Source organism: Aeromonas sp. QDB25 (assembly GCF_027707725.1).
Classification (GTDB): domain Bacteria; phylum Pseudomonadota; class Gammaproteobacteria; order Enterobacterales; family Aeromonadaceae; genus Aeromonas; species Aeromonas caviae.
In genome coordinates this window covers 29,290-48,926 of the sequence record NZ_JAPCIZ010000014.1, presented here as the reverse complement: position 1 = coordinate 48,926, position 19,637 = coordinate 29,290, and the positions used below count along the sequence as shown (strand labels likewise).

Sequence of the window (19,637 nt, the reverse complement as noted above, 5' to 3'; positions counted from 1 at the left end):
TATGGTGAAGGCCGTGACCCTTGAGGGAGCGGCCTTTTTTGTGCCCGTGATTTCCCTATTCGTTGATGAAAGTGCCAATAAAAAGGAAGCAAGAGAACATGGCTGACATGATGAACGTAAGGTTGTCGTCCCAGGCTGCCGCCGCCCACTGGGGCGAGGGTGCCCTGCTCAGTTTCAACGGCGACGAGGCCCATCTCCATCTGGCCGCTGGCCAGGAGAAGGAGGCGCTGCGCGCCATCCAGCGCGGGGCCAGACGCCTCGAGTCGAGCGGCATCAAGCGCGTCAAACTGGTGGGTGAGGGCTGGAATGGGGAGCGTCGCTACGCCTTTGCCCAGGGCTTCTATGCCGCCAAGGGGGATCGCGAGCTCGATTTCGGCGAGCAGAGCGATCAGGAGGCTGCCGAGCTGGCTGCTTTGCTCAAAGCGACCCGCTGGGTGCGCGAGGTGACCAACGGCTGCCCGGAAGCCATCTACCCCATGAGCCTGGCGGAGTCCGCTCTGCTGCTCATTCGCAGCCTCGGCGGTGACAAGGTGACCGCCCGCATCACCGCTGGCGAAGCCTTGCGTGAATCGGGTCATATCGGGGTCTGGTCGGTGGGCCGTGGCAGCGAGCGCGAGCCGGTGCTGCTGGAGCTCGACTACAACCCGACCGGGGATGCCAACGCCCCTGTGGTCGCGGCGCTGGTGGGCAAGGGGATCACCTTCGATTCCGGCGGCTACTCCATGAAGTCCTCCGACAACATGCTGCCGATGAAGTCCGACATGGGCGGCGCCGCCATGGTGACCGGCGCCCTGGCGCTGGCCATCAGCCGTGGCCTGAACAAGCGGGTCAAGCTCATCCTCTGCTGCGCCGAGAACCTGGTCTCCGGCCACGCCTTCAAGCTCGGCGACATCCTCACTTATCGCAACGGCATCTCGGTCGAGATCCAGAATACCGACGCGGAAGGTCGCCTGGTGCTGGCAGACGGCCTGCTGGCCGCCAGCGAAAGCGGGGCTGCCTACATCCTCGACGCTGCTACCCTGACCGGCGCCGCCAAGACCGCGCTGGGCCGCGACTACAATGCCGTGTTTGCCCTCGATGAGGCGGAGCAGGTGCGCGCGCTGGCTGCCGCCAACGCTGAAAACGAGAAGGCCTGGCCGCTGCCGCTCGAACCCTGGCACGCAGGCCAGCTCACCTCGGCCTTTGCCGAGCTGGGTAATGTGGCGTCCGCAGAAGGTACTGCCGGCGCCACCACGGCAGCGGCGTTCCTGTCGCGCTTCGTCCGTGACGAAGGCAAGGGCTGGGTGCACCTGGACCTGGCCGCTTCCTATCAGAAGTCGGGCAATGAGCTCTGGGCGACCGGGGCCAAGGGCCATGGTCTTCGCACGATTGCCCGCTGGCTGCAGGAGGTGTGCGCATGAACGTCTGGTTGAGCCGAGAGTTTGCACCGGCCGAGTGGGGGGAGGGGGCGCTGCTCTCCCACCGTGCCGACGGCATGGTGATCCATCTGGTGAGCGCCACTCCCTTGCTGGATATCCAGCAGGCGGCGCGGCGCCTGTGTAGCCAGGGGATCCAGCAGGTTGTCCTGGCTGGCCACTGGGAGCGCGAGCAGCAGTGGGCCTTTGCCCAGGGGCTGCAGACGCCCAAGGCGGAAGTGGGGTTGCAGTGGGCCACTTCGTCCGAGGAGGACAGGGAGGAGCTGGAGGCTCGCTGGCTGTGCGGGCGCTGGGTGCGGGAGATGACCAACGCCACCCCGGAGCAGCTGGGGCCGCTGGAGCTGGCGGTCGAAGCCGCCGCCTTCCTCACCGAGCTGGCACCGGACCGGATCAGCCATCGCATCCTCAAGGGAGAGGCGCTGCAACAGGCGGGCTGGGTCGGTCTCTATCAAGTGGGTCGTGGCAGTGACCGCGAGCCCGTGATGCTGGAGCTGGATTTCAATCCGGGCAAGGATCCCAAGGCGCCGGTAGCGGCCGCCCTGGTGGGCAAGGGGATCACCTTCGATTCCGGCGGCTACTCCATGAAAACCTCCCAGGGCATGCTGACCATGAAACACGACATGGGCGGTGCCGCCATCGTCACCGGCGCGCTGGCGCTGGCCATTCTGCGTGGCCTCGACAAGCGGGTGAAGCTCATCCTCTGCTGCGCCGAGAACCTGGTATCCGGCCATGCCTACAAGCTGGGTGACATCCTCACCTACAAGAACGGCACCACGGTGGAGGTGGTCAATACCGACGCCGAAGGGCGTCTGATCCTGGCCGACGGCTTGCAACTGGCCGGCGAGTCTGGTGCGCCGCTCATCATCGACGCCGCCACCCTCACCGGGGCGGCCGTGATGGCGCTGGGGGGGCGTTACAACGCCCTGTTTGGACTGGACAAGGGGCTGGTGAGCCGCGCCATGGCCTATTCGGATGCGGAGCAGGAGCCAGCATGGCCGCTGCCGCTGGAGCCCTGGCATCGCCAGCAGTGCCCGTCCCACTATGCCGACACCGCCAACAGCCGCCCCGTGCCGGGCGGCGGACCGGGGGGAGCCTCCAATGCGGCAGGCTTCCTCTCCCGCTTTGTCCCTGATGAGGGAAGAGGCTGGCTGCATGTCGATCTCGCCGCCTGCTTCAGCGAGAACGGCGACAGTCTGTGGGCGCCCGGGGCCAATACCCTGGGGATGCGCACCATCGCCCATACCCTGATGGCGGAGGCGCGCTGAGTCAGTGAACGGCATCACAAGGGCACCTCAGGGGGCCCTTTCCAGTGCTGCTTTGCTGAGCAATTGATACGGTTTTGAGGCATTAGCATGCCGATCGTGCGCAAGCGCACATTTTTTCTCTCTACCCTGGCACAAGATGAGTCACCATGTTGTTTCAAGGATTCTTTTGTTTAACAAAAAGTTGATTTTTTGTGTGTTATTTCGTTTTTTGTTTACGTATAATCGCCGCCGAACATGGATTCCTACAATAAAACTCTGTAGTTAAGGAAAGAACTCAATGGCTATCGAACGTACCTTCTCCATCGTCAAGCCGGATGCGGTCAGCAAGAACCTGATTGGTGCCATTTACAGCCGCTTCGAAAGCGCCGGACTGAAAGTGGTTGCTGCCAAGATGCTGCACCTGACCAGCGAACAGGCCGCCGGTTTCTACGCCGAGCACCAGGGCAAGCCGTTTTATGATGGTCTGGTCGGCTTCATGACCTCTGGCCCCGTCATGGTACAGGTGCTGGAAGGTGAAGACGCCATCCGTCGTCACCGTGAAATCATGGGCGCCACCAACCCGAAAGAGGCCCTGGCCGGCACCCTGCGCGCCTGCTACGCCGAGAGCATCGATCGCAACGCCGTCCACGGCTCCGATGCCCCGGCCTCTGCCGCCCGTGAAATTGCCTACTTCTTCTCCGACGACGAGATCTGCCCGCGCGGCTGATGTTGTCTGCTGGTGACCAAGGGAGCTTCGGCTCCCTTTTGTTTTTTGGTCATCCTGCCAATATCCACTTATTCTCCAGGTGGAAAGCCAGACCCATTATTTGTACAATGCCGCCCCCTGACGTAGGTCAGCCGATAATTTATGAAGTGTGTGAGCTGAGGCCCCTGATGAGCGAAACAAAAACCAACCTGCTGGATCTCGACCGGGATGCCATGCGTGCCTTCTTCGTCGAGTTGGGCGAGAAGCCGTTCCGGGCAGATCAGATAATGAAGTGGATCTATCACTTCGGTTGTGATGATTTCGATCAGATGAGCAACGTCAACAAGGCGCTGCGCGAGCGGCTCAAGGCGATTGCCGAGATCCGTGCCCCCGAGATCAGCCGTGAACAGCGCTCCGCCGATGGCACCATCAAATGGGCGCTGCAGGTGGGCGATCAGGAGGTGGAGACCGTCTACATTCCGGAAGCGGACCGCGCTACCCTGTGCGTCTCCTCCCAGGTGGGCTGCGCCCTGGCGTGCACCTTTTGCTCCACCGCCCAGCAAGGGTTCAACCGCAACCTGAAAGTCTCCGAGATCATCGGCCAGGTGTGGCGTGCCGCCAAAGTGGTGGGTGGCAAGCGCCCCATCACCAACGTGGTGATGATGGGCATGGGTGAGCCGCTGCTCAACCTCGCCAACGTGGTACCGGCCATGAAGCTGATGATGGATGACTTCGGCTTCAGCATCTCCAAGCGCCGCGTCACTCTCTCCACCTCCGGTGTGGTGCCGGCGCTGGACATGCTGGGCGACCAGATCGATGTTGCCCTGGCCATCTCCCTGCATGCGCCGAACGATGCGCTTCGCTCCGAGATCATGCCGATCAACGACAAGTACAACATCGAAGCCTTCCTTGCCGGGGTACGTCGCTATCTGGCCAAGTCCAACGCCAACGGAGGCCGGGTGACCGTGGAGTATGTGCTGCTCGACCACATCAACGACGACATGCAGCATGCCCATGAGCTGGCCAAGGTCCTCAAGGAAACCCCTTGCAAGATCAACCTGATCCCGTTCAACCCCTTCCCGGGCAACCCGTTTGGCAAGCCGAGCAACAGCCGTATCGACCGTTTCTCCAAGGTGCTGATGGAATACGGCCTGACCGTCATCGTGCGCAAAACCCGTGGTGACGACATTGACGCCGCCTGTGGGCAGTTGGTGGGGGAGGTGATCGACCGCACCAAGCGCACCATGAAAAATCGGATGCAACAGGATGGGATTTCCGTCAAAATGGTTTAACTCCTAAGCCATTGTATAGACAGGAAATGGATATCCGTACATTGATCGTAGTGGCAGCGCTCTGTGCGCTGCCAGGCTGTGTCACAGAGACCACTTACGCTGGCCAGAATTCGACCCAGCGTGAAGTGGGTCCCGACCTCAAGGCCGCCGCCCAGACTCGTCTCGATCTGGGTATCCAGTATCTGCGCCAGGGCAATGCCGAGCAGGCCAAATTCAATCTCGACCGCGCCCTTCAGTACGATCCCAACAATCCTCAGGTCTACATCGGTTTTGCCTATTTCTATCAGCAGGTGTCGGATTTCAAGGCCGCCGAGGCGAGCTACAAGAAAGCGCTGGCCATGGATCCGTCCAATGCTGACGCGATGAACAACTATGGCGCCTTCCTCTGCAACCGTGGCCGCTTCGACGAAGCGGAAAAGGCGTTCTTGCAGGCCGTCAGCCAGCCCGATTACGTGAAGATCGCCGATACCTACGAGAATGCGGCGCTCTGCTCGATGCAAAATCACAGAAATGACAAGGCTGGCGAGTATTATCGTCTGGCCTTGGGGTATAATCCCCGCAATCCTAGGTTATTGCTGGACATGGCCGAGCTTTCCATGAAAGATGGCAAGCTTCCTGATGTCCAGTCTTACCTCGTGCGCTTTGCCGACGTGGCAGAGGAGAACGAGGAGAGCCTCTGGCTCCGGCTGCGGCTGGCCCAGGCCATGGACAAACCGGCATTACTTCACCAATTCGGGACTGAGCTGGTAAGGCAATATCCCACTTCGCAACAAGCCAAGCGTTACTTAGCCAATGACTACTGAACAGCCACACGATTTCCAAGACGACTCCCAGGCAGTTGGCCCAGGCCAGCTGCTGCGCAATGCCCGTGAACAGCTCGGCTGGACCCGGGAACAGGTTGCGTCCCGCATTCACCTTCGTCTGACCCTGATCGCCGCCATCGAAGCGGATACCTATGACAAGCACACGTCCCATACCTTCATTCGTGGCTATCTGCGGGCCTATGCCAAGCTCGTGGGCATCCCCGAGGAGACCATCCTCGCCGCCTACGAAAAGCTGGGACTGACTCCCCCCGACAACATCGACATGCAGAGCTTCTCCCGTCGCTCCCGCCAGCAGGCCAATGACAGCCGGCTCAAGGTGGTGACCTGGTTGGTGATTCTGGTGCTGATCGGGCTCTCCGTCGCCTGGTGGTGGCAGAGCACGGCGCGCCGCTCTGCCGGTGACGACGCCTTGGCGGCGACCGAGATGAGCGCGACCGTCAATACGCCGGAAGCGAATGTTGCCCCCGCCGTGGAGGTCGCCGAGCCCGTGCTGCCCGCAGCGTCCGATGCCGTGTCCACCCAGGTTGTGGTGAGCGGTGCCACCGCGACCCTGCCTGTGGTCGCTACGGATGCCAGCGCAGCCGTCCCGACGGACGTTTCCGGCGCGGTCTCGACTGCCGAGAGCACGACCACCGAGCCCGCCAAGGCGCCCCAGCTCAAGATGAGCTTCACCGCCGATTGCTGGCTGGACGTCAAGGATGCCAACGGCAAGACCCTGTTCAGCGGTCTGAAGAAGGCGAACGACGAACTGGTACTGGAAGGACCCGAGCCACTCAGATTCATCATTGGCGCGCCCATGGCGGTCAATCTCGAATATCAGGGCAAGTCCTTCGACATGAGCCGTTACAACAACGGCCGGACTGCCCGCTTCTCACTGCCGCAGGAGTAATCAGTCCGCCATGTCTGTTCACGAAAAGCCCGCACACGAATCACCCATCGTTCGTCGCAAATCCAGACAGATCATGGTCGGCAACGTGCCGGTTGGGGGCGATGCCCCCATCACGGTACAGACCATGACCAACACCAAGACCACGGACGTGGCCGCTACCGTCGAGCAGATCCAGCGGATCGAGCGGGTCGGCGCCGACATCGTCCGGGTCTCCGTCCCCACCATGGAGGCGGCGGAAGCGTTCAAGCTCATCAAGCAGCAGACCCGCATCCCCATCGTGGCCGACATCCACTTCGACTACCGCATCGCCCTCAAAGTGGCCGAATACGGGGCCGATTGCCTGCGCATCAACCCGGGCAACATCGGCAACGAGGAGCGGGTGCGTGCGGTGGTGGATTGCGCCCGTCACTACAACATCCCCATCCGCATCGGCGTCAACGGCGGTTCCCTTGAGCGTGATCTCCAGGAGAAATACGGCGAGCCGACCCCAGAGGCGCTGCTGGAGTCCGCCATGCGCCACGTGGATTACCTGGATCGCCTCGACTTCCAGAACTTCAAGGTGAGCGTCAAGGCGTCCGATGTCTTCCTGGCGGTCGGTGCCTATCGCCTGCTGGCCAAGCAGATCGATCAACCCCTGCATCTGGGCATCACGGAAGCGGGCGGTTTTCGCGCCGGCGCGGTCAAGTCCGCCATTGGCCTTGGCATGTTGCTGAGCGAAGGGATTGGCGACACCCTGCGCATCTCCCTGGCCGCCGATCCGGTGGAAGAGGTGAAGGTGGGCTTCGACATCCTCAAATCCCTGCGCATCCGTTCCCGCGGCATCAACTTCATCGCCTGTCCCTCCTGCTCCCGTCAGGAGTTCGACGTCATCGGCACGGTCAATGCCCTGGAAGAGCGGCTCGAAGACATCATCACCCCGATGGATGTCTCCATCATCGGCTGTGTGGTGAACGGTCCGGGGGAGGCGCTGGTCTCAGATCTCGGCCTTGCGGGCGCCGCCAACAAGAGTGCCTTCTACGAGGGGGGCCAGCGGGTCGACCGGCTCGACAACAAGGATTTGATCCCGACTCTGGAGCGTCGCATCCGTGCCCGGGCTGCCATGCTGGATCCGGCCAACCAGATCCAGGTGGACAAAGGTTGAACGATGACGGGGCCACCTGGGGTGGCCCCGGCTTTAGGTTGTTGATTTTACATCCCGCATCCGGGCTCCCGATTTTACCTCGGGGTCGAAAATCCCTATAATGCGGCCAAATTTTACCTCTTTTTCTCGAGTATCAACGTGGCAAAACAGATCCAAGCTATTCGCGGTATGAATGATTGCCTGCCGGAGCAGAGCCCGGTATGGCAGAAAGTAGAACAGATCCTGCGCCAGGTCGTGGCCAGCTATGGCTACAGCGAAGTGCGCATGCCCATCGTCGAGCAGACCCATCTGTTCAAGCGTGCCATCGGTGAAGTGACCGACGTGGTCGAAAAAGAGATGTACACCTTTGAAGACCGCAACGGCGACAGCCTGAGCCTGCGTCCGGAAGGGACCGCCAGTTGCGTGCGTGCCGGCATCGAGCACGGTCTGCTTTACAACCAGGAACGCCGGATGTGGTACATGGGCCCCATGTTCCGCCACGAGCGTCCCCAGAAAGGTCGCTATCGCCAGTTCCATCAGTTCGGGGTCGAGCTGTTCGGCATCAACGGGCCGGACATCGATGCCGAGCTCATCATGCTGACCCACCGCCTGTGGCGCCTGTTCGGCATCAGCGATCACGTGACCCTGCAGCTCAACACCCTCGGCCAGAGCAACGAACGTGCCGCCTATCGCGATGCCCTGGTCGCCTATCTGGAACAGTACAAGAGCGAGCTGGACGAAGAGAGCCAGCGCCGCATGTACAGCAACCCTTTGCGGGTGCTCGACTCCAAGGACGAGAAAGTGCAGGCCATCCTGGCGGGTGCCCCCCGTCTGTTCGATCACCTGGGCGAAGAGAGCCTGGCTCACTTCGAAGGGCTCAAGCGCCTGCTCACGGCGGCCGGCATCCAGTTCGAGGTGAACGAGCGTCTGGTGCGCGGCCTCGACTACTACAACCTGACCGTGTTTGAGTGGGTGACCAACAGCCTGGGGGCCCAGGGCACCGTCTGTGCCGGTGGTCGCTACGACGGCCTGGTGGAGCAGCTCGGTGGCCAGCCGACCCCGGCAGTGGGCTTTGCCATGGGCATGGAGCGTCTGGTGCTGATGCTTGAAACCCTCGAACTCAATGCTGACATCCGCCCGGCGGTGGATGTCTATCTCTGCATGGTGGGTGAGGGGACCGAGCAGGCTGGCTTCGCCCTGGCAGAGCGCCTGCGCGATGCCCTGCCGGACTTGCGCCTCATGAGCCACTGCGGCGGCGGCAACTTCAAGAAACAACTCAAGCGTGCCGACAAGAGCGGCGCGGCCATTGCCCTGATCCTTGGGGAGACCGAGGTGCAAAGCGGGGAGATCACCATCAAATATCTGCGTGGCCAGGCCGAGCAACAGACCGTCTCGGTCGATGCCGCCATCGCCCTGCTGGCAGCGAAAGGAGAGTAAGCTGTGGAAGTGTATACCACTGAAGAACAACAGGTTGAGGTCATCAAGAACTGGTGGAAAGAGAACGGTACCTCGGTGATCGCCGGGACCGTGATCGGTCTGGTCGGCCTCTTTGGCTGGCGCTACTACAACGAGATGCAGCAGAACAACCAGGAAGCCGCCTCCCAGGCTTACAACGAGATGACCGCCCAGCTCGCCAAGGGGGACGACGCCGCCCTGGAGCAGGCAAAGAGCTTCATTACCGCTCACAAGGGTGACGCCTATGCCGAGCTGGCCGCTCTGCAACTGGCCGCGGCTGCCGTCAAGGCGGGCAAGCTGGATCTGGCTGCCGAGCAGCTGACCCAGGTGGCCGCCAGTGGCGACGACAGCATCAAGCCCATCGCCGCCCTGCGTCTGGCACGGGTCCTGAGCGATCAGGGCAAGGCTGACGAGGCCCTGGCCCAGCTTGGCAAGATCAACAACGACGCCTTCAAGGCCCAGGTGGCGGAAGTGCGCGGCGACATCCTGCAAAAGCAGGGCAAGGCCGAAGAAGCGCGCGATGCCTATCAGGCGGCGGCGGATGCCGGCGGCCTGCAGAGCAGCGCCGAACTCAAGCTGAAGATGGATGATCTGGCGCTGCCAGCCGTCACTGCGGGCGAGGCTCCGGATGCGTAATCTGTACAAGCGAATGGCGCTGGGGGTGGCTGTCTCCTTCGCCTTGCAGGGCTGCTCCCTGTTCAGTTCGGAAGAAGATCTCAACCCCATGGCACCCCTGCCCAAGGTCGAGTCCGCGTTCACTGCCGATACCGCATGGTCCTCCTCGGTCGGGGATGGCATCGGCGACTTCTACTCCCAGCTCAAGCCGGTGGTGGAAGAGGACCGCATCTATGCAGCGGCCCGCGATGGCGATGTGACCGCCTTCGAGCGCGAGAGCGGCAAGGAGCTGTGGAGCGTGGATCTGGCAGATCTGCCCATCAACGCCGACAAGCGCAGTGCCCGTCTCTCCGGTGGTCTGGTCTCTCGCTACGGCAAGTTGTTCCTCGGGTCCGAAAACGGGGTGGTCTACGCCCTGAACGAGGCCAACGGCGAAGTGCTGTGGCAGACCACGGTTCCTGGGGAAGTGGTGGCGAGCCCCGCCGTCGAGGATGGCCGCGTGGTGGTGCTGACCACCTCCGGTCGCCTGGTGGCGCTCGATACCGACGAAGGCAAGCTGCAGTGGACCCTGTCCGAAGAGCAGCCGCCCCTGACCCTGCGCAGTGCCGGCGCCCCCATCATCACCAACGGTGCCGTCATCTATGGCCGCGCCGATGGCAAGGTGGGCATCGCCCTGCTGAGCAACGGCCAGCCTGTGCGTCAATCCAAGGTGGCTGACCCGCGCGGCGCCACCGAACTGGATCGGATGGTAGACGTCGATGCCAGCCCGCTGATTGCCGGTGATGAGCTCTACGCCATCGCCTACAACGGCCAGTTGATGGCGCGCAAGCTGATGAGCGGCGACGAAGTGTGGAAGCGCAAGTATTCCGGTTATCGCGACATGGCGGTGACCGGCAATGCCATCGTGCTGACCGACAGCCGCAGCCATCTGTTTGCGGTCGATCGTCGCAACGGTCTCGAGCTGTGGTCCAACACCCAGCTGGAAAACCGCACCGTGACCGCCCCCGTCATCCTGGGTGACTATGTGGTGGTCGGCGATGTGGAAGGTTACCTGTATTGGCTGGACCGTACCGACGGGACCATCAAGGCCATGCAGCAGCTCGACAGCAGTGGTCTCTATGCCGCTCCGCTGGTGGAGGGTGACACCCTGTATGTGCAGAGCCGTGACGGCAAGTTGTACGCCCTCAAGCGTCCTTGATCGTCCGATAATGTGAATATCCGGCTCCTGGTCTTCGGACCCGGAGCCTTTGTCGTCTTGAGAATGAGGCTTTTATGACTCCTGTAGTTGCCCTGGTGGGCCGCCCCAACGTGGGGAAATCCACCCTGTTTAACCGCCTGACCCGTACCCGGGATGCCCTGGTTGCCGACTTCCCCGGCCTGACCCGGGACCGCAAATATGGCCAGGCGAAGCTGGGCGAGCTGGAATTTATCGTGGTCGATACCGGCGGTATCGATGGCACCGAGGAGGGGATCGAGCTGAAGATGGCCGAGCAGTCCCTGCTGGCCATCGAAGAGGCCGATGTGGTGCTCTTCATGGTGGATGCCCGTGCCGGTCTCACCGCGGCGGATCAGGCCATCGCCGAGCACCTGCGCAAGACCCACAAGAAGGTGTTTCTGGTGGCCAACAAGACCGACGGCATCGACGGTGACTCCGCGGTGTCCGAGTTCTACGGTCTGGCCCTGGGCGAGGTCTACCAGATGGCGGCCGCCCACGGCCGTGGCGTACTGAGCCTGCTGGAGCTGGCCCTGGCCCCCCACCTCGAGACCCTGGTCGGCTCTGCCACCGAGGCACAAGAGGAAGAGGAGCTGGAGGAGTTCGACGAAGAGGCCCTGCTGCGCATGGTGGCTGCCGGTGAGCTCGACACCCGGGAAGACACCAAGGAGACGCCGTTCGCCGACCTGCCCATCAAATTTGCTATCGTCGGTCGTCCCAACGTCGGCAAGTCGACCCTGACCAACCGCATGCTGGGTGAAGATCGGGTCATCGTCTACGACATGCCGGGTACCACCCGCGACTCCGTCTACATCCCCATGGAGCGCGACGATCAGAAATACGTGGTCATCGACACCGCCGGCGTGCGTCGCCGTGGCAAGGTGCACGAGACGGTGGAGAAGTTCTCCGTCATCAAGACGCTCAAGGCGATTGAAGATGCCAACGTCTGCCTGCTGGTCATTGACGCTCGGGAGACCATCACGGATCAGGACTTGAGCATCCTCGGCTTCGTGCTCAACAGCGGCCGCTCCGTGGTACTGGTGGTCAACAAGTGGGACGGCCTGGATCAGAAGGTGAAAGAGGACGTCAAGAACGAGCTGGACAGACGTCTGGGCTTCATCGACTTCGCCCGGGTGCACTTCATCTCCGCCCTGCACGGCAGTGGCGTCGGTCACCTGTTCGAATCCATCAACGAGGCTTACGAGTCCGCGACTCGCCGCACCAGCACCGCCATGCTGACCCGCATCATGCAGATGGCCCAGGAAGATCACCAGCCGCCCATGGTGAACGGTCGCCGGGTCAAGCTGAAGTATGCCCACGCCGGTGGCTACAACCCGCCGCGCATCGTGATCCACGGCAACCAGTTGAATGACCTGCCGGACTCCTACAAGCGCTACCTCATCAACTACTTCCGCAAGTCGTTGAAGATCATGGGAACGCCGATCCGGGTGGAGTTCCAGGAGTCGGTCAACCCGTTCGAGGGCAAGAAGAACACCCTGACCCTGAGCCAGGAACGCCAGCGCAAGCGCCTGCTCAAGGCCAAAGCGAAGAAATAAAGCCCTGCGGCTGCCCTTACCGGCAGCCGTTTTTCTTGGTGGCCCTCCTCAGGGCAGACAAACCGGGGGAGGAGCTGCGAGTGATGCCGGTGCACAGTGACGTAAAGAGGAGTCGAGAAGAGAATGAACACGCTGACCTGCCCTGCCTGTCAGGGCGAACTGGACAGCCGCAGCCAGGAGACGACGTGTGGCCAGTGTCAGGCCCGTTATCGCATCCGGACCCTGTGTCCTGCCTGCGGGCAGGAGCTGGAGCGGCTTCGGGCTTGCGGCGCGGTGGATTATTTTTGCAACCACTGCAACACCCTGGTCTCCAAGCGCACCGTTCTGTTTGAAGCGCAGCCTGACAAGGCATAAAAAAGGCGCTGTCCCAATTATGTGTTGGAAGGCTAATCTGGAAGTAGGTCATCACCGCGAGGACCTTCATCATGGATACGCCAGCCTTCCAACACCTGTTGTCCCTCTTTCCATTACTTACTCTGCGTCAGCGCCGTGTCGCTCAGCATGAGCTCGCCGCTCCACACCCGATTACGTCCCTCCATGCCCAGTTACCCACATGCTGCGGCTGTCCCCACTGCCAGGCGGATGACACCCAGCTGGCCCCCTGGGGCTGGAGCCGTGGGCTGCGTCGTTACCGTTGTAAGCAGTGTCGGCGAACCAGCTCCCTCCTCACCAAGACGCCTTTGGCCAGATTACGTAAGGCTGAGCATTGGGAGGACTACGCCCAGGCTCTCATCGACGGGCTCACTGTCCGCCAGGCCGCCGTCCGCTGCGGTGTTTGCAAGAACACCGCCTTCTTGTGGCGTCACCGCTTCCTGAAGGCGATGGCAAACCACCAGGCAACATGGGAAGAAGGCATTGTGGAAGTGGATGAAACCTTCTTCCTCGAATCGTTCAAGGGGCAGCGAGGGTTGCCTCGTCCGGCAAGACATCGTGGCGGGAAAGGGCGTACCCGGGGGACCGGGCGGGATTACATCCCGGTGATGGTGGTGCAGGACAGGGCGGGCCATCAAGCCGACTTTCAGCTGGAAAGGCTGGATGCGCAGACGGTAAAAGCGGTGTTGCAGCCACTCATCGCGCCCGATGCAGTGCTCTGCAGTGATGGTGCAGGGGTGTATGCCAGTTTCAGCCAAGCGCGGGGCATAACACATCAGGTGGTGCACAACCGTCTAGGTGAGCGAGTCATTGGGGCATACCACATCCAGCATGTGAACGGATATCACCGGCGGTTGAAGGAGTGGATGGAACGATTCCATGGAGTCGCAACCCACTACCTGAGGAATTATCTGGGCTGGCGCAGGATGCTGGAACGTTACGGCAGGGAGGTAAATACCAAGATGTGTTTGCATGAGGCGCTAGGGCACCCGATGCAACACGTAATTGGGACATAGCCATAAAAAAACCCGGCTGATGCCGGGTTTATACTGTGTGCTCCGCTATCAGCAGCGTGAAGGAGCGGTTTCTGTGCCAGATCTTGCGTTTCATGTCGGCCAGCTTGAGCTTGCGTCTCGGGCTCCAGGCACATTTGGTTTTTCGGGCCAATATGGCTCTTCTGCGTGCTCGCATCCTGTTCTCCTCCCTGGTCTTGCGTGGGGCCGAAAGGGCCCTTGGCAGGAACTGCAACGCAATGAATACATTGCAATAAGTTCGCTCCAGCGCCCCTCGTATACCCAAGGATGGTAACAGAGAACAGGGCAGGAAAACACACCCCCGGCGAGGCTAGGGGGTGATGATCTGTTTGACCACTTCGGCGATGATGGCCGGACGCTGTGCTGGCACGTCCGGCTCGCTGCTGTCGTCCTCGTCCAGCTCCTCGCGACGATGGGCCTTCTGCTGTTCGTTGTCGAGCCAGAGCAGGCTCTGGTAGTACTGGCGCACGTTGTTGACATAGTTGCGCGCCTCGCCGCCACGGGCATAGCCATAGCGCACCTTGCGATGCCAGCGTGACTGCTGCAACAGGGGCAGCACCTCTTTCACGTCGCTCCAGGCGTCCGGGTTCTTGCCCAGCTCCTTGGTCAGGCGGCGGGCATCCATCATGTGGCCGTAGCCGATGTTGTAGGCGGTGAGGGCAAACCACACTTTCTCGTCCGCCGGGACCGAGTCGGGCACCTTCGCCATCATCTCCTGCAGGTAGCGGGCGCCCCCCTTGATGCTCTCTTCCGGGTGGGTGCGATCGTTTACCCCCATCGCCTTGGCGGTCGGGCCGGTGAGCATCATCATGCCACGCACCCCGGTGTAGGAGCGTGCCTGGGGATCCCAGTGGGATTCCTGATAGCTGATGGCGGCCAGCAGCCGCCAGTCGATATCCTTGGCGTGGGTCTGGAACAGCGCTTGGTACTTGGGCAGCAGGCTCTTGGCCCGTTGCAGGAAGGTACGGGTGTCGACGAAATCGAAGTTCTGCACGTGGCCGAAGTACTTCTCGTCGAGCTTGGCGATGGCGCCATCCATGAAGCGCTGACCGAAGAAGTCGATGATGCTGGCGTAGAGGCTGTCGTCGGGCAGCTTGGTCATGGCCCAGGCCACGGTCTGCTTGCTGGCGAGGGTCAAGCCTTCGGTGAGTTCGGGGTAGTAGCGCTGGGTACGGGCCAGTATGGTGTCCTGCACCACCGTGTAGTCCACCTTGCCGTCGGCCACCTGCTTGAGCAGCTCTTCCACGTCCGCATCCCGATTGGTGCTCCACTTCAGGTTGGGGTACTGCTTGGCCAGCTCCTTCATCAGGTCCTCGCCGGTGGAGCCCGCCGGCACCACTATGCTGCCCTTGATGTCACCGAGGTTCTTGGGCCTGGGGGAGCCGTTGCGATAGACCAGCTTGGGGGAGACCTGGTAGAAGCCTGGGCCGAAGCGGAACAGCTTGCGCCGCTCCGGGGTCACGACGATGGCGGCGGCGGCGAGATCCAGCTTGCCCTTTTGCAGTTGCTCGACCAGCTCGGCGGTGCTGTAGGCCGGTACTATGGTCAGCTTGACTCCCAGCCAGTCGGCGTAAAGCTGCGCCAGCTCGTAGTCGAACCCCAGTGCGGTGTCGTCACGCTGGTAATAGGAAGTGGGGCCATAGAGGGTGCCAACCCGGATCTCGCCTCGCTGGCGGATCTGCTCCAGTTGGCTGGAGGGGTGGTAGAAGTCGCAACCGGCCAGGGCCAGCGTCAACATCATCCCGATGAACAGTCGAAAAATGCAGCGCAAGTAGGTGAGTACCCTTGTTGAAAAAATCGGCATTTGTCAAAAAAGAGGCACCTTTATACCAGAGAGTATGAAGGGAGTCACACCGCGCGAGATGAGAAAAACGTTTGTTCAGGATGGGCCTGATCCCTATAATACGCGCGTCTCAAATCCCCCCACACTCTAAAACTTGGTGAGAAAGGTATATGGAAATCTTGCGTGGTGCCCCAGCACTGTCTGAGTTTCGTGTCCACAAGCTGCTGCAGAGCTGCGCACAGAGAGGAGTAGAGATAGCAAGCGTCTATGCGGAATACGTGCATTTTGCCGAGCTGACGAGCCCGCTGTCGCCCCCCGAGCGAGCGACCTTGGGCCAGCTTCTGCGCTACGGCCCGACCATCCCGGAACACACCCCCAGCGGTCAGCTGTTCCTCGTTACCCCCCGCCCCGGCACTATCTCCCCCTGGTCTTCCAAAGCAACCGACATCGCCCACAACTGCGGCCTGAAACAGGTCAAGCGGCTGGAGCGCGGCATTGCCTATTACGTGCAGGCCAAGGGTGAGCTGAGCGTGGCCCAGCGCAGCGAGATCGCGGCCCTGCTGCACGATCGCATGATGGAAGTGGTCTTTGCCGAGATGAACGAGGCCGCCGCCCTGTTTGCTCACCACGAGCCGCGCCCCTTTACCCAGGTAGATGTGCTGGGTGGTGGTCGCGCCGCCCTGGCAGAGGCCAACGTGACCCTGGGTCTGGCCCTGGCCGATGACGAAATAGATTACCTGGTGACCAACTTCACCCGGCTGGGTCGCAATCCCAACGACATCGAGCTCTACATGTTTGCCCAGGCGAACTCCGAGCATTGCCGTCACAAGATCTTCAACGCTGACTGGACCATCGACGGCGAGCAGCAGCCCAAGTCGCTGTTCAAGATGATCAAGAACACCTTCGAGCAGACGCCGGATCATGTCCTGTCTGCCTACAAAGACAACGCCGCGGTGATGGAAGGCAGCCAGGGTGGCCGCTTCTTCCCGAGCCCCGCCAACGGTGAGTACCAGTATCACCAGGAGCGCGTCGACATCCTGATGAAGGTGGAGACCCACAACCACCCGACCGCCATCTCTCCCTTCCCGGGTGCCGCCACCGGCTCCGGCGGCGAAATCCGCGACGAGGGTGCGACAGGCCGTGGCGCCAAACCCAAGGCGGGCCTGGTGGGCTTCTCCGTCTCCAACCTGCGCATCCCCGGTTTCGAGCAGCCCTGGGAGCAGGACTTCGGCAAGCCGAGCCGCATCGTCAGCGCCTTTGACATCATGCAGGAAGGGCCCCTTGGCGGCGCCGCCTTCAACAACGAATTCGGTCGCCCTGCCATCCTGGGTTACTTCCGTACCTTCGAAGAGCAGGTGCCGAGCCACAACGGCGTCGAGGTGCGCGGCTACCACAAGCCCATCATGCTGGCGGGTGGCATCGGCAACATCCGCAGCGAGCACGTCCAGAAAGGGGAGATCCCGGTGGGGGCGGCCCTCATCGTGCTGGGTGGTCCGGCCATGAACATCGGCCTGGGTGGCGGCGCAGCCTCCTCCATGGCGTCCGGTCAGTCTGCCGAAGATCTCGACTTCGCCTCCGTGCAGCGTGACAACCCCGAGATGGAGCGTCGCTGCCAGGAAGTGATCGACCGCTGCTGGCAACTGGGGGACGACAACCCCATCGTCTTCATCCACGACGTGGGCGCCGGTGGTCTCTCCAACGCCATGCCGGAGCTGGTGAGCGACGGGGATCGCGGTGGTCGCTTCGACTTGCGTGCCATTCCGAACGACGAACCGGGCATGAGCCCGCTGGAAGTCTGGTGCAACGAATCCCAGGAGCGCTATGTGCTGGCCGTGGCCCAGGACAAGCTGCCTCTGTTCAAGGCTTTGTGCGAGCGCGAACGCGCCCCCTATGCCGTCATCGGCACCGCCACCGAAGAGAAGCATCTCACTCTCTCTGATGATCACTTTGACAACCAGCCCATCGATCTGCCGCTGGACGTGCTGCTTGGCAAGGCGCCCAAGATGCACCGCGACGTGCAGAGCCTGCCCGCCCAGGGCAAGGCGCTGCAACTGGACGGCATCACCCTCAGCGACGCCGCCGAGCGCGTGCTGCGCCTGCCGACCGTGGCGGAGAAGTCCTTCCTCATCACCATCGGCGATCGCACCGTAACGGGCCTCGTCAACCGCGACCAGATGGTCGGCCCCTGGCAGATCCCGGTGGCTGACTGCGCCGTTACCGCCGCGACCTACGACAGCTACCACGGTGAAGCCATGTCCATGGGCGAGCGCACCCCGGTGGCGCTGCTCTCTCATGCCGCCTCCGCCCGCATGGCGGTGGCCGAGGCCTTGACCAACCTGGCACCGGCCAATATCGGCTCCCTCAAGCGGGTCAAGCTCTCCGCCAACTGGATGTCCGCAGCCGGCCACCCGGGTGAAGATGCGGGTCTCTACGAAGCCGTGAAAGCGGTGGGCGAAGAGCTCTGCCCGGCCCTTGGCATCACCATCCCGGTGGGCAAGGACTCCATGTCCATGAAGACCCGCTGGCAGCAGGACGGGGAAGAGCGCAGCGTCACCTCGCCGCTCTCCCTGCTCATCTCCGCCTTTGCCCGGGTCGAGGACGTGCGCAATACCGTGACCCCGCAACTGCGCACCGATCTCGGTGAGACCGACCTTATCCTCATCGACCTTGGCAACGGCAAGCAGCGCCTCGGCGCCTCGGCCCTGGCCCAGGTTTACCGCCAGCTTGGGCAAAGTGCCCCGGATCTGGACAACCCGGTCCAGCTCAAGGGCTTCTTCAACGCCATCCAGGCGCTGGTGGCGGATCGCAAGCTGATTGCCTACCACGACCGCTCCGACGGCGGCCTTTTCGTCACCCTGACCGAGATGGCGTTTGCCGGTCACTGCGGCCTCGATATCCAGCTCGATCGCGTGGGTGGCGACCTGCTGCCGGCCCTGTTCAACGAGGAGCTGGGGGCCGTCATCCAGGTTCGTCGCGAAGACAAGGAAGCGGTGCTGACCCTGCTGGCCGGTCACGGTCTGGCAGCCTGCTCCCATGTGCTGGGCACGGTGCGCGAAGACGACCTCATCCTGTTCCAGCGTGCCGGCAGCGAGGTGTATCGCGCCAGCCGCACCGCCCTTCGCACCATCTGGGGCGAGACCAGCTGGCAGATGCAGCGCCTGCGTGACAACCCGGAGTGCGCGGATCAGGAGCATGCCGCCCGCCAGGACGCCACCGATCCGGGTTTGCAGGCCAGGCTCACCTACAACCCGTCCGACGACGTGGCCGCGCCCTATATCGCTCGCGGGGTTTCTCCCCGTCTGGCGGTGCTGCGCGAGCAGGGGGTCAACTCCCACGTGGAGATGGCGGCCGCCTTTGACCGCGCCGGCTTTACCGCTGTCGACGTGCACATGAGCGACATCCTCGAGGGGCGCATCAAGCTGGAAGATTTCCAGACCCTGGTGGCCTGTGGCGGCTTCTCCTACGGCGACGTGCTGGGGGCGGGGGAAGGCTGGGCCAAGTCCATCCTGTTCAACGACAACGCCCGTGAGCAGTTCCAGCGCTTCTTCGAGCGCGGCGATACCCTCTCTTTGGGGGTGTGCAACGGTTGCCAGATGATGTCCAACCTGCGCGACCTCATCCCGGGGGCCGATCTCTGGCCGCGCTTCGTGCGCAACCGCTCCGAGCGCTTCGAGGCGCGCTTCAGCCTGGTGGAAGTGCAGGACTCCCCGTCTGCCTTCTTCGCCGGGATGGCTGGCTCTGTGATGCCGATTGCCGTCTCCCACGGGGAAGGGCGCGTGGAAGTGCGCGATGCCGCTCACCTGGCTGCGCTGCAACAGAGCGGTCTGGTGGGGCTGCGTTTCGTGGACAACCGCGGCAACGTCACCGTGCAATACCCGGCCAACCCCAACGGCTCCCCTGACGGTATCACCGCGGTGACCAGTGCGGACGGCCGCGCCACCATCATGATGCCGCACCCGGAGCGGGTGTTCCGCACCGTGGCCAACTCCTGGCACCCGGACAACTGGGGAGAGGATGGCGCCTGGATGCGCATGTTCCGCAATGCTCGGGTTCGCCTGGGTTAAGCGCCAGCAAGAAACCAAAAACCGGCCCCAGTGGCCGGTTTTTTTATGGGCATGG

At 62.4% G+C, this 19,637-nt stretch carries 15 protein-coding genes; 14 read left to right on the top strand and 1 reads right to left on the bottom strand.

Features of this window, described 5'->3' with window-relative positions; all coding sequences use genetic code 11:
* The first annotated feature begins 98 nt into the window (after positions 1-98).
* From pepB (PG883_RS07220) to PG883_RS07160, 13 genes are all read left to right on the top strand, one after another.
* Positions 99-1,400, top strand: a complete 1,302-nt coding sequence (gene pepB, locus PG883_RS07220; RefSeq protein WP_010675055.1) for an aminopeptidase PepB — start codon at positions 99-101, stop codon at positions 1,398-1,400.
* Positions 1,397-2,680, top strand: a complete 1,284-nt coding sequence (gene pepB / locus PG883_RS07215; protein ID WP_010675054.1) for an aminopeptidase PepB — start codon at positions 1,397-1,399, stop codon at positions 2,678-2,680. The genes pepB (PG883_RS07220) and pepB (PG883_RS07215) overlap by 4 nt, the downstream gene beginning before the upstream one ends.
* Before the next feature lie 277 nt (positions 2,681-2,957).
* The gene (gene ndk, locus PG883_RS07210) at positions 2,958-3,386 is read left to right on the top strand and encodes a nucleoside-diphosphate kinase (RefSeq protein WP_010675053.1); all 429 of its coding nucleotides are present in this window, start codon (positions 2,958-2,960) and stop codon (positions 3,384-3,386) included.
* 167 nt (positions 3,387-3,553) lie between these two features.
* Positions 3,554-4,657 carry a bifunctional tRNA (adenosine(37)-C2)-methyltransferase TrmG/ribosomal RNA large subunit methyltransferase RlmN gene (locus tag PG883_RS07205; protein WP_010675052.1) on the top strand — a complete coding sequence of 368 codons (1,104 nt, stop codon included), beginning with the start codon at positions 3,554-3,556 and terminating at the stop codon, positions 4,655-4,657.
* A gap of 11 nt (positions 4,658-4,668) precedes the next feature.
* Positions 4,669-5,460: a PilW family type IVa pilus biogenesis/stability lipoprotein TapF gene (gene tapF / locus PG883_RS07200; RefSeq protein WP_080560523.1), complete on the top strand. Its 792-nt coding sequence runs from the start codon at positions 4,669-4,671 to the stop codon at positions 5,458-5,460.
* A complete protein-coding gene (locus PG883_RS07195) occupies positions 5,450-6,370 on the top strand; it encodes a RodZ domain-containing protein (RefSeq protein ID WP_010675050.1) in 921 nt (306 codons plus the stop codon). Before tapF ends, PG883_RS07195 begins: the two co-directional genes overlap by 11 nt.
* Before the next feature lie 10 nt (positions 6,371-6,380).
* Positions 6,381-7,511 (top strand): flavodoxin-dependent (E)-4-hydroxy-3-methylbut-2-enyl-diphosphate synthase, encoded by a 1,131-nt coding sequence (gene ispG, locus PG883_RS07190; RefSeq protein WP_010675049.1) that lies wholly within the window; start codon positions 6,381-6,383, stop codon positions 7,509-7,511.
* A 138-nt stretch (positions 7,512-7,649) separates the two neighbouring features.
* Positions 7,650-8,927: a histidine--tRNA ligase gene (gene hisS / locus PG883_RS07185; RefSeq protein ID WP_010675048.1), complete on the top strand. Its 1,278-nt coding sequence runs from the start codon at positions 7,650-7,652 to the stop codon at positions 8,925-8,927.
* A 3-nt stretch (positions 8,928-8,930) separates the two neighbouring features.
* A complete protein-coding gene (locus PG883_RS07180) occupies positions 8,931-9,581 on the top strand; it encodes a YfgM family protein (RefSeq protein ID WP_010675047.1) in 651 nt (216 codons plus the stop codon).
* Positions 9,574-10,758, top strand: a complete 1,185-nt coding sequence (bamB, locus tag PG883_RS07175; RefSeq protein WP_029314685.1) for an outer membrane protein assembly factor BamB — start codon at positions 9,574-9,576, stop codon at positions 10,756-10,758. Before PG883_RS07180 ends, bamB begins: the two co-directional genes overlap by 8 nt.
* A gap of 74 nt (positions 10,759-10,832) precedes the next feature.
* Positions 10,833-12,329 carry a ribosome biogenesis GTPase Der gene (gene der / locus PG883_RS07170; protein ID WP_010675045.1) on the top strand — a complete coding sequence of 499 codons (1,497 nt, stop codon included), beginning with the start codon at positions 10,833-10,835 and terminating at the stop codon, positions 12,327-12,329.
* Between the two features lie 123 nt (positions 12,330-12,452).
* Positions 12,453-12,683 carry a zinc ribbon domain-containing protein gene (locus PG883_RS07165; RefSeq protein WP_010675044.1) on the top strand — a complete coding sequence of 77 codons (231 nt, stop codon included), beginning with the start codon at positions 12,453-12,455 and terminating at the stop codon, positions 12,681-12,683.
* Between the two features lie 71 nt (positions 12,684-12,754).
* A complete protein-coding gene (locus PG883_RS07160; protein WP_010675043.1) occupies positions 12,755-13,717 on the top strand; it encodes an IS1595 family transposase in 963 nt (320 codons plus the stop codon).
* 328 nt (positions 13,718-14,045) lie between these two features.
* On the opposite strand, the gene mltF is transcribed toward PG883_RS07160, so the two are convergent.
* Positions 14,046-15,539 carry a membrane-bound lytic murein transglycosylase MltF gene (gene mltF / locus PG883_RS07155; RefSeq protein WP_029314683.1) on the bottom strand — a complete coding sequence of 498 codons (1,494 nt, stop codon included), beginning with the start codon at positions 15,537-15,539 and terminating at the stop codon, positions 14,046-14,048.
* Positions 15,540-15,688: 149 nt separating this feature from the next.
* On the opposite strand from mltF, the gene purL reads away from it, so the two are divergent.
* On the top strand, positions 15,689-19,582 hold the full coding sequence (gene purL, locus PG883_RS07150) for a phosphoribosylformylglycinamidine synthase (RefSeq protein ID WP_010675040.1): 3,894 nt from the start codon (positions 15,689-15,691) through the stop codon (positions 19,580-19,582).
* Positions 19,583-19,637 lie beyond the last annotated feature (55 nt).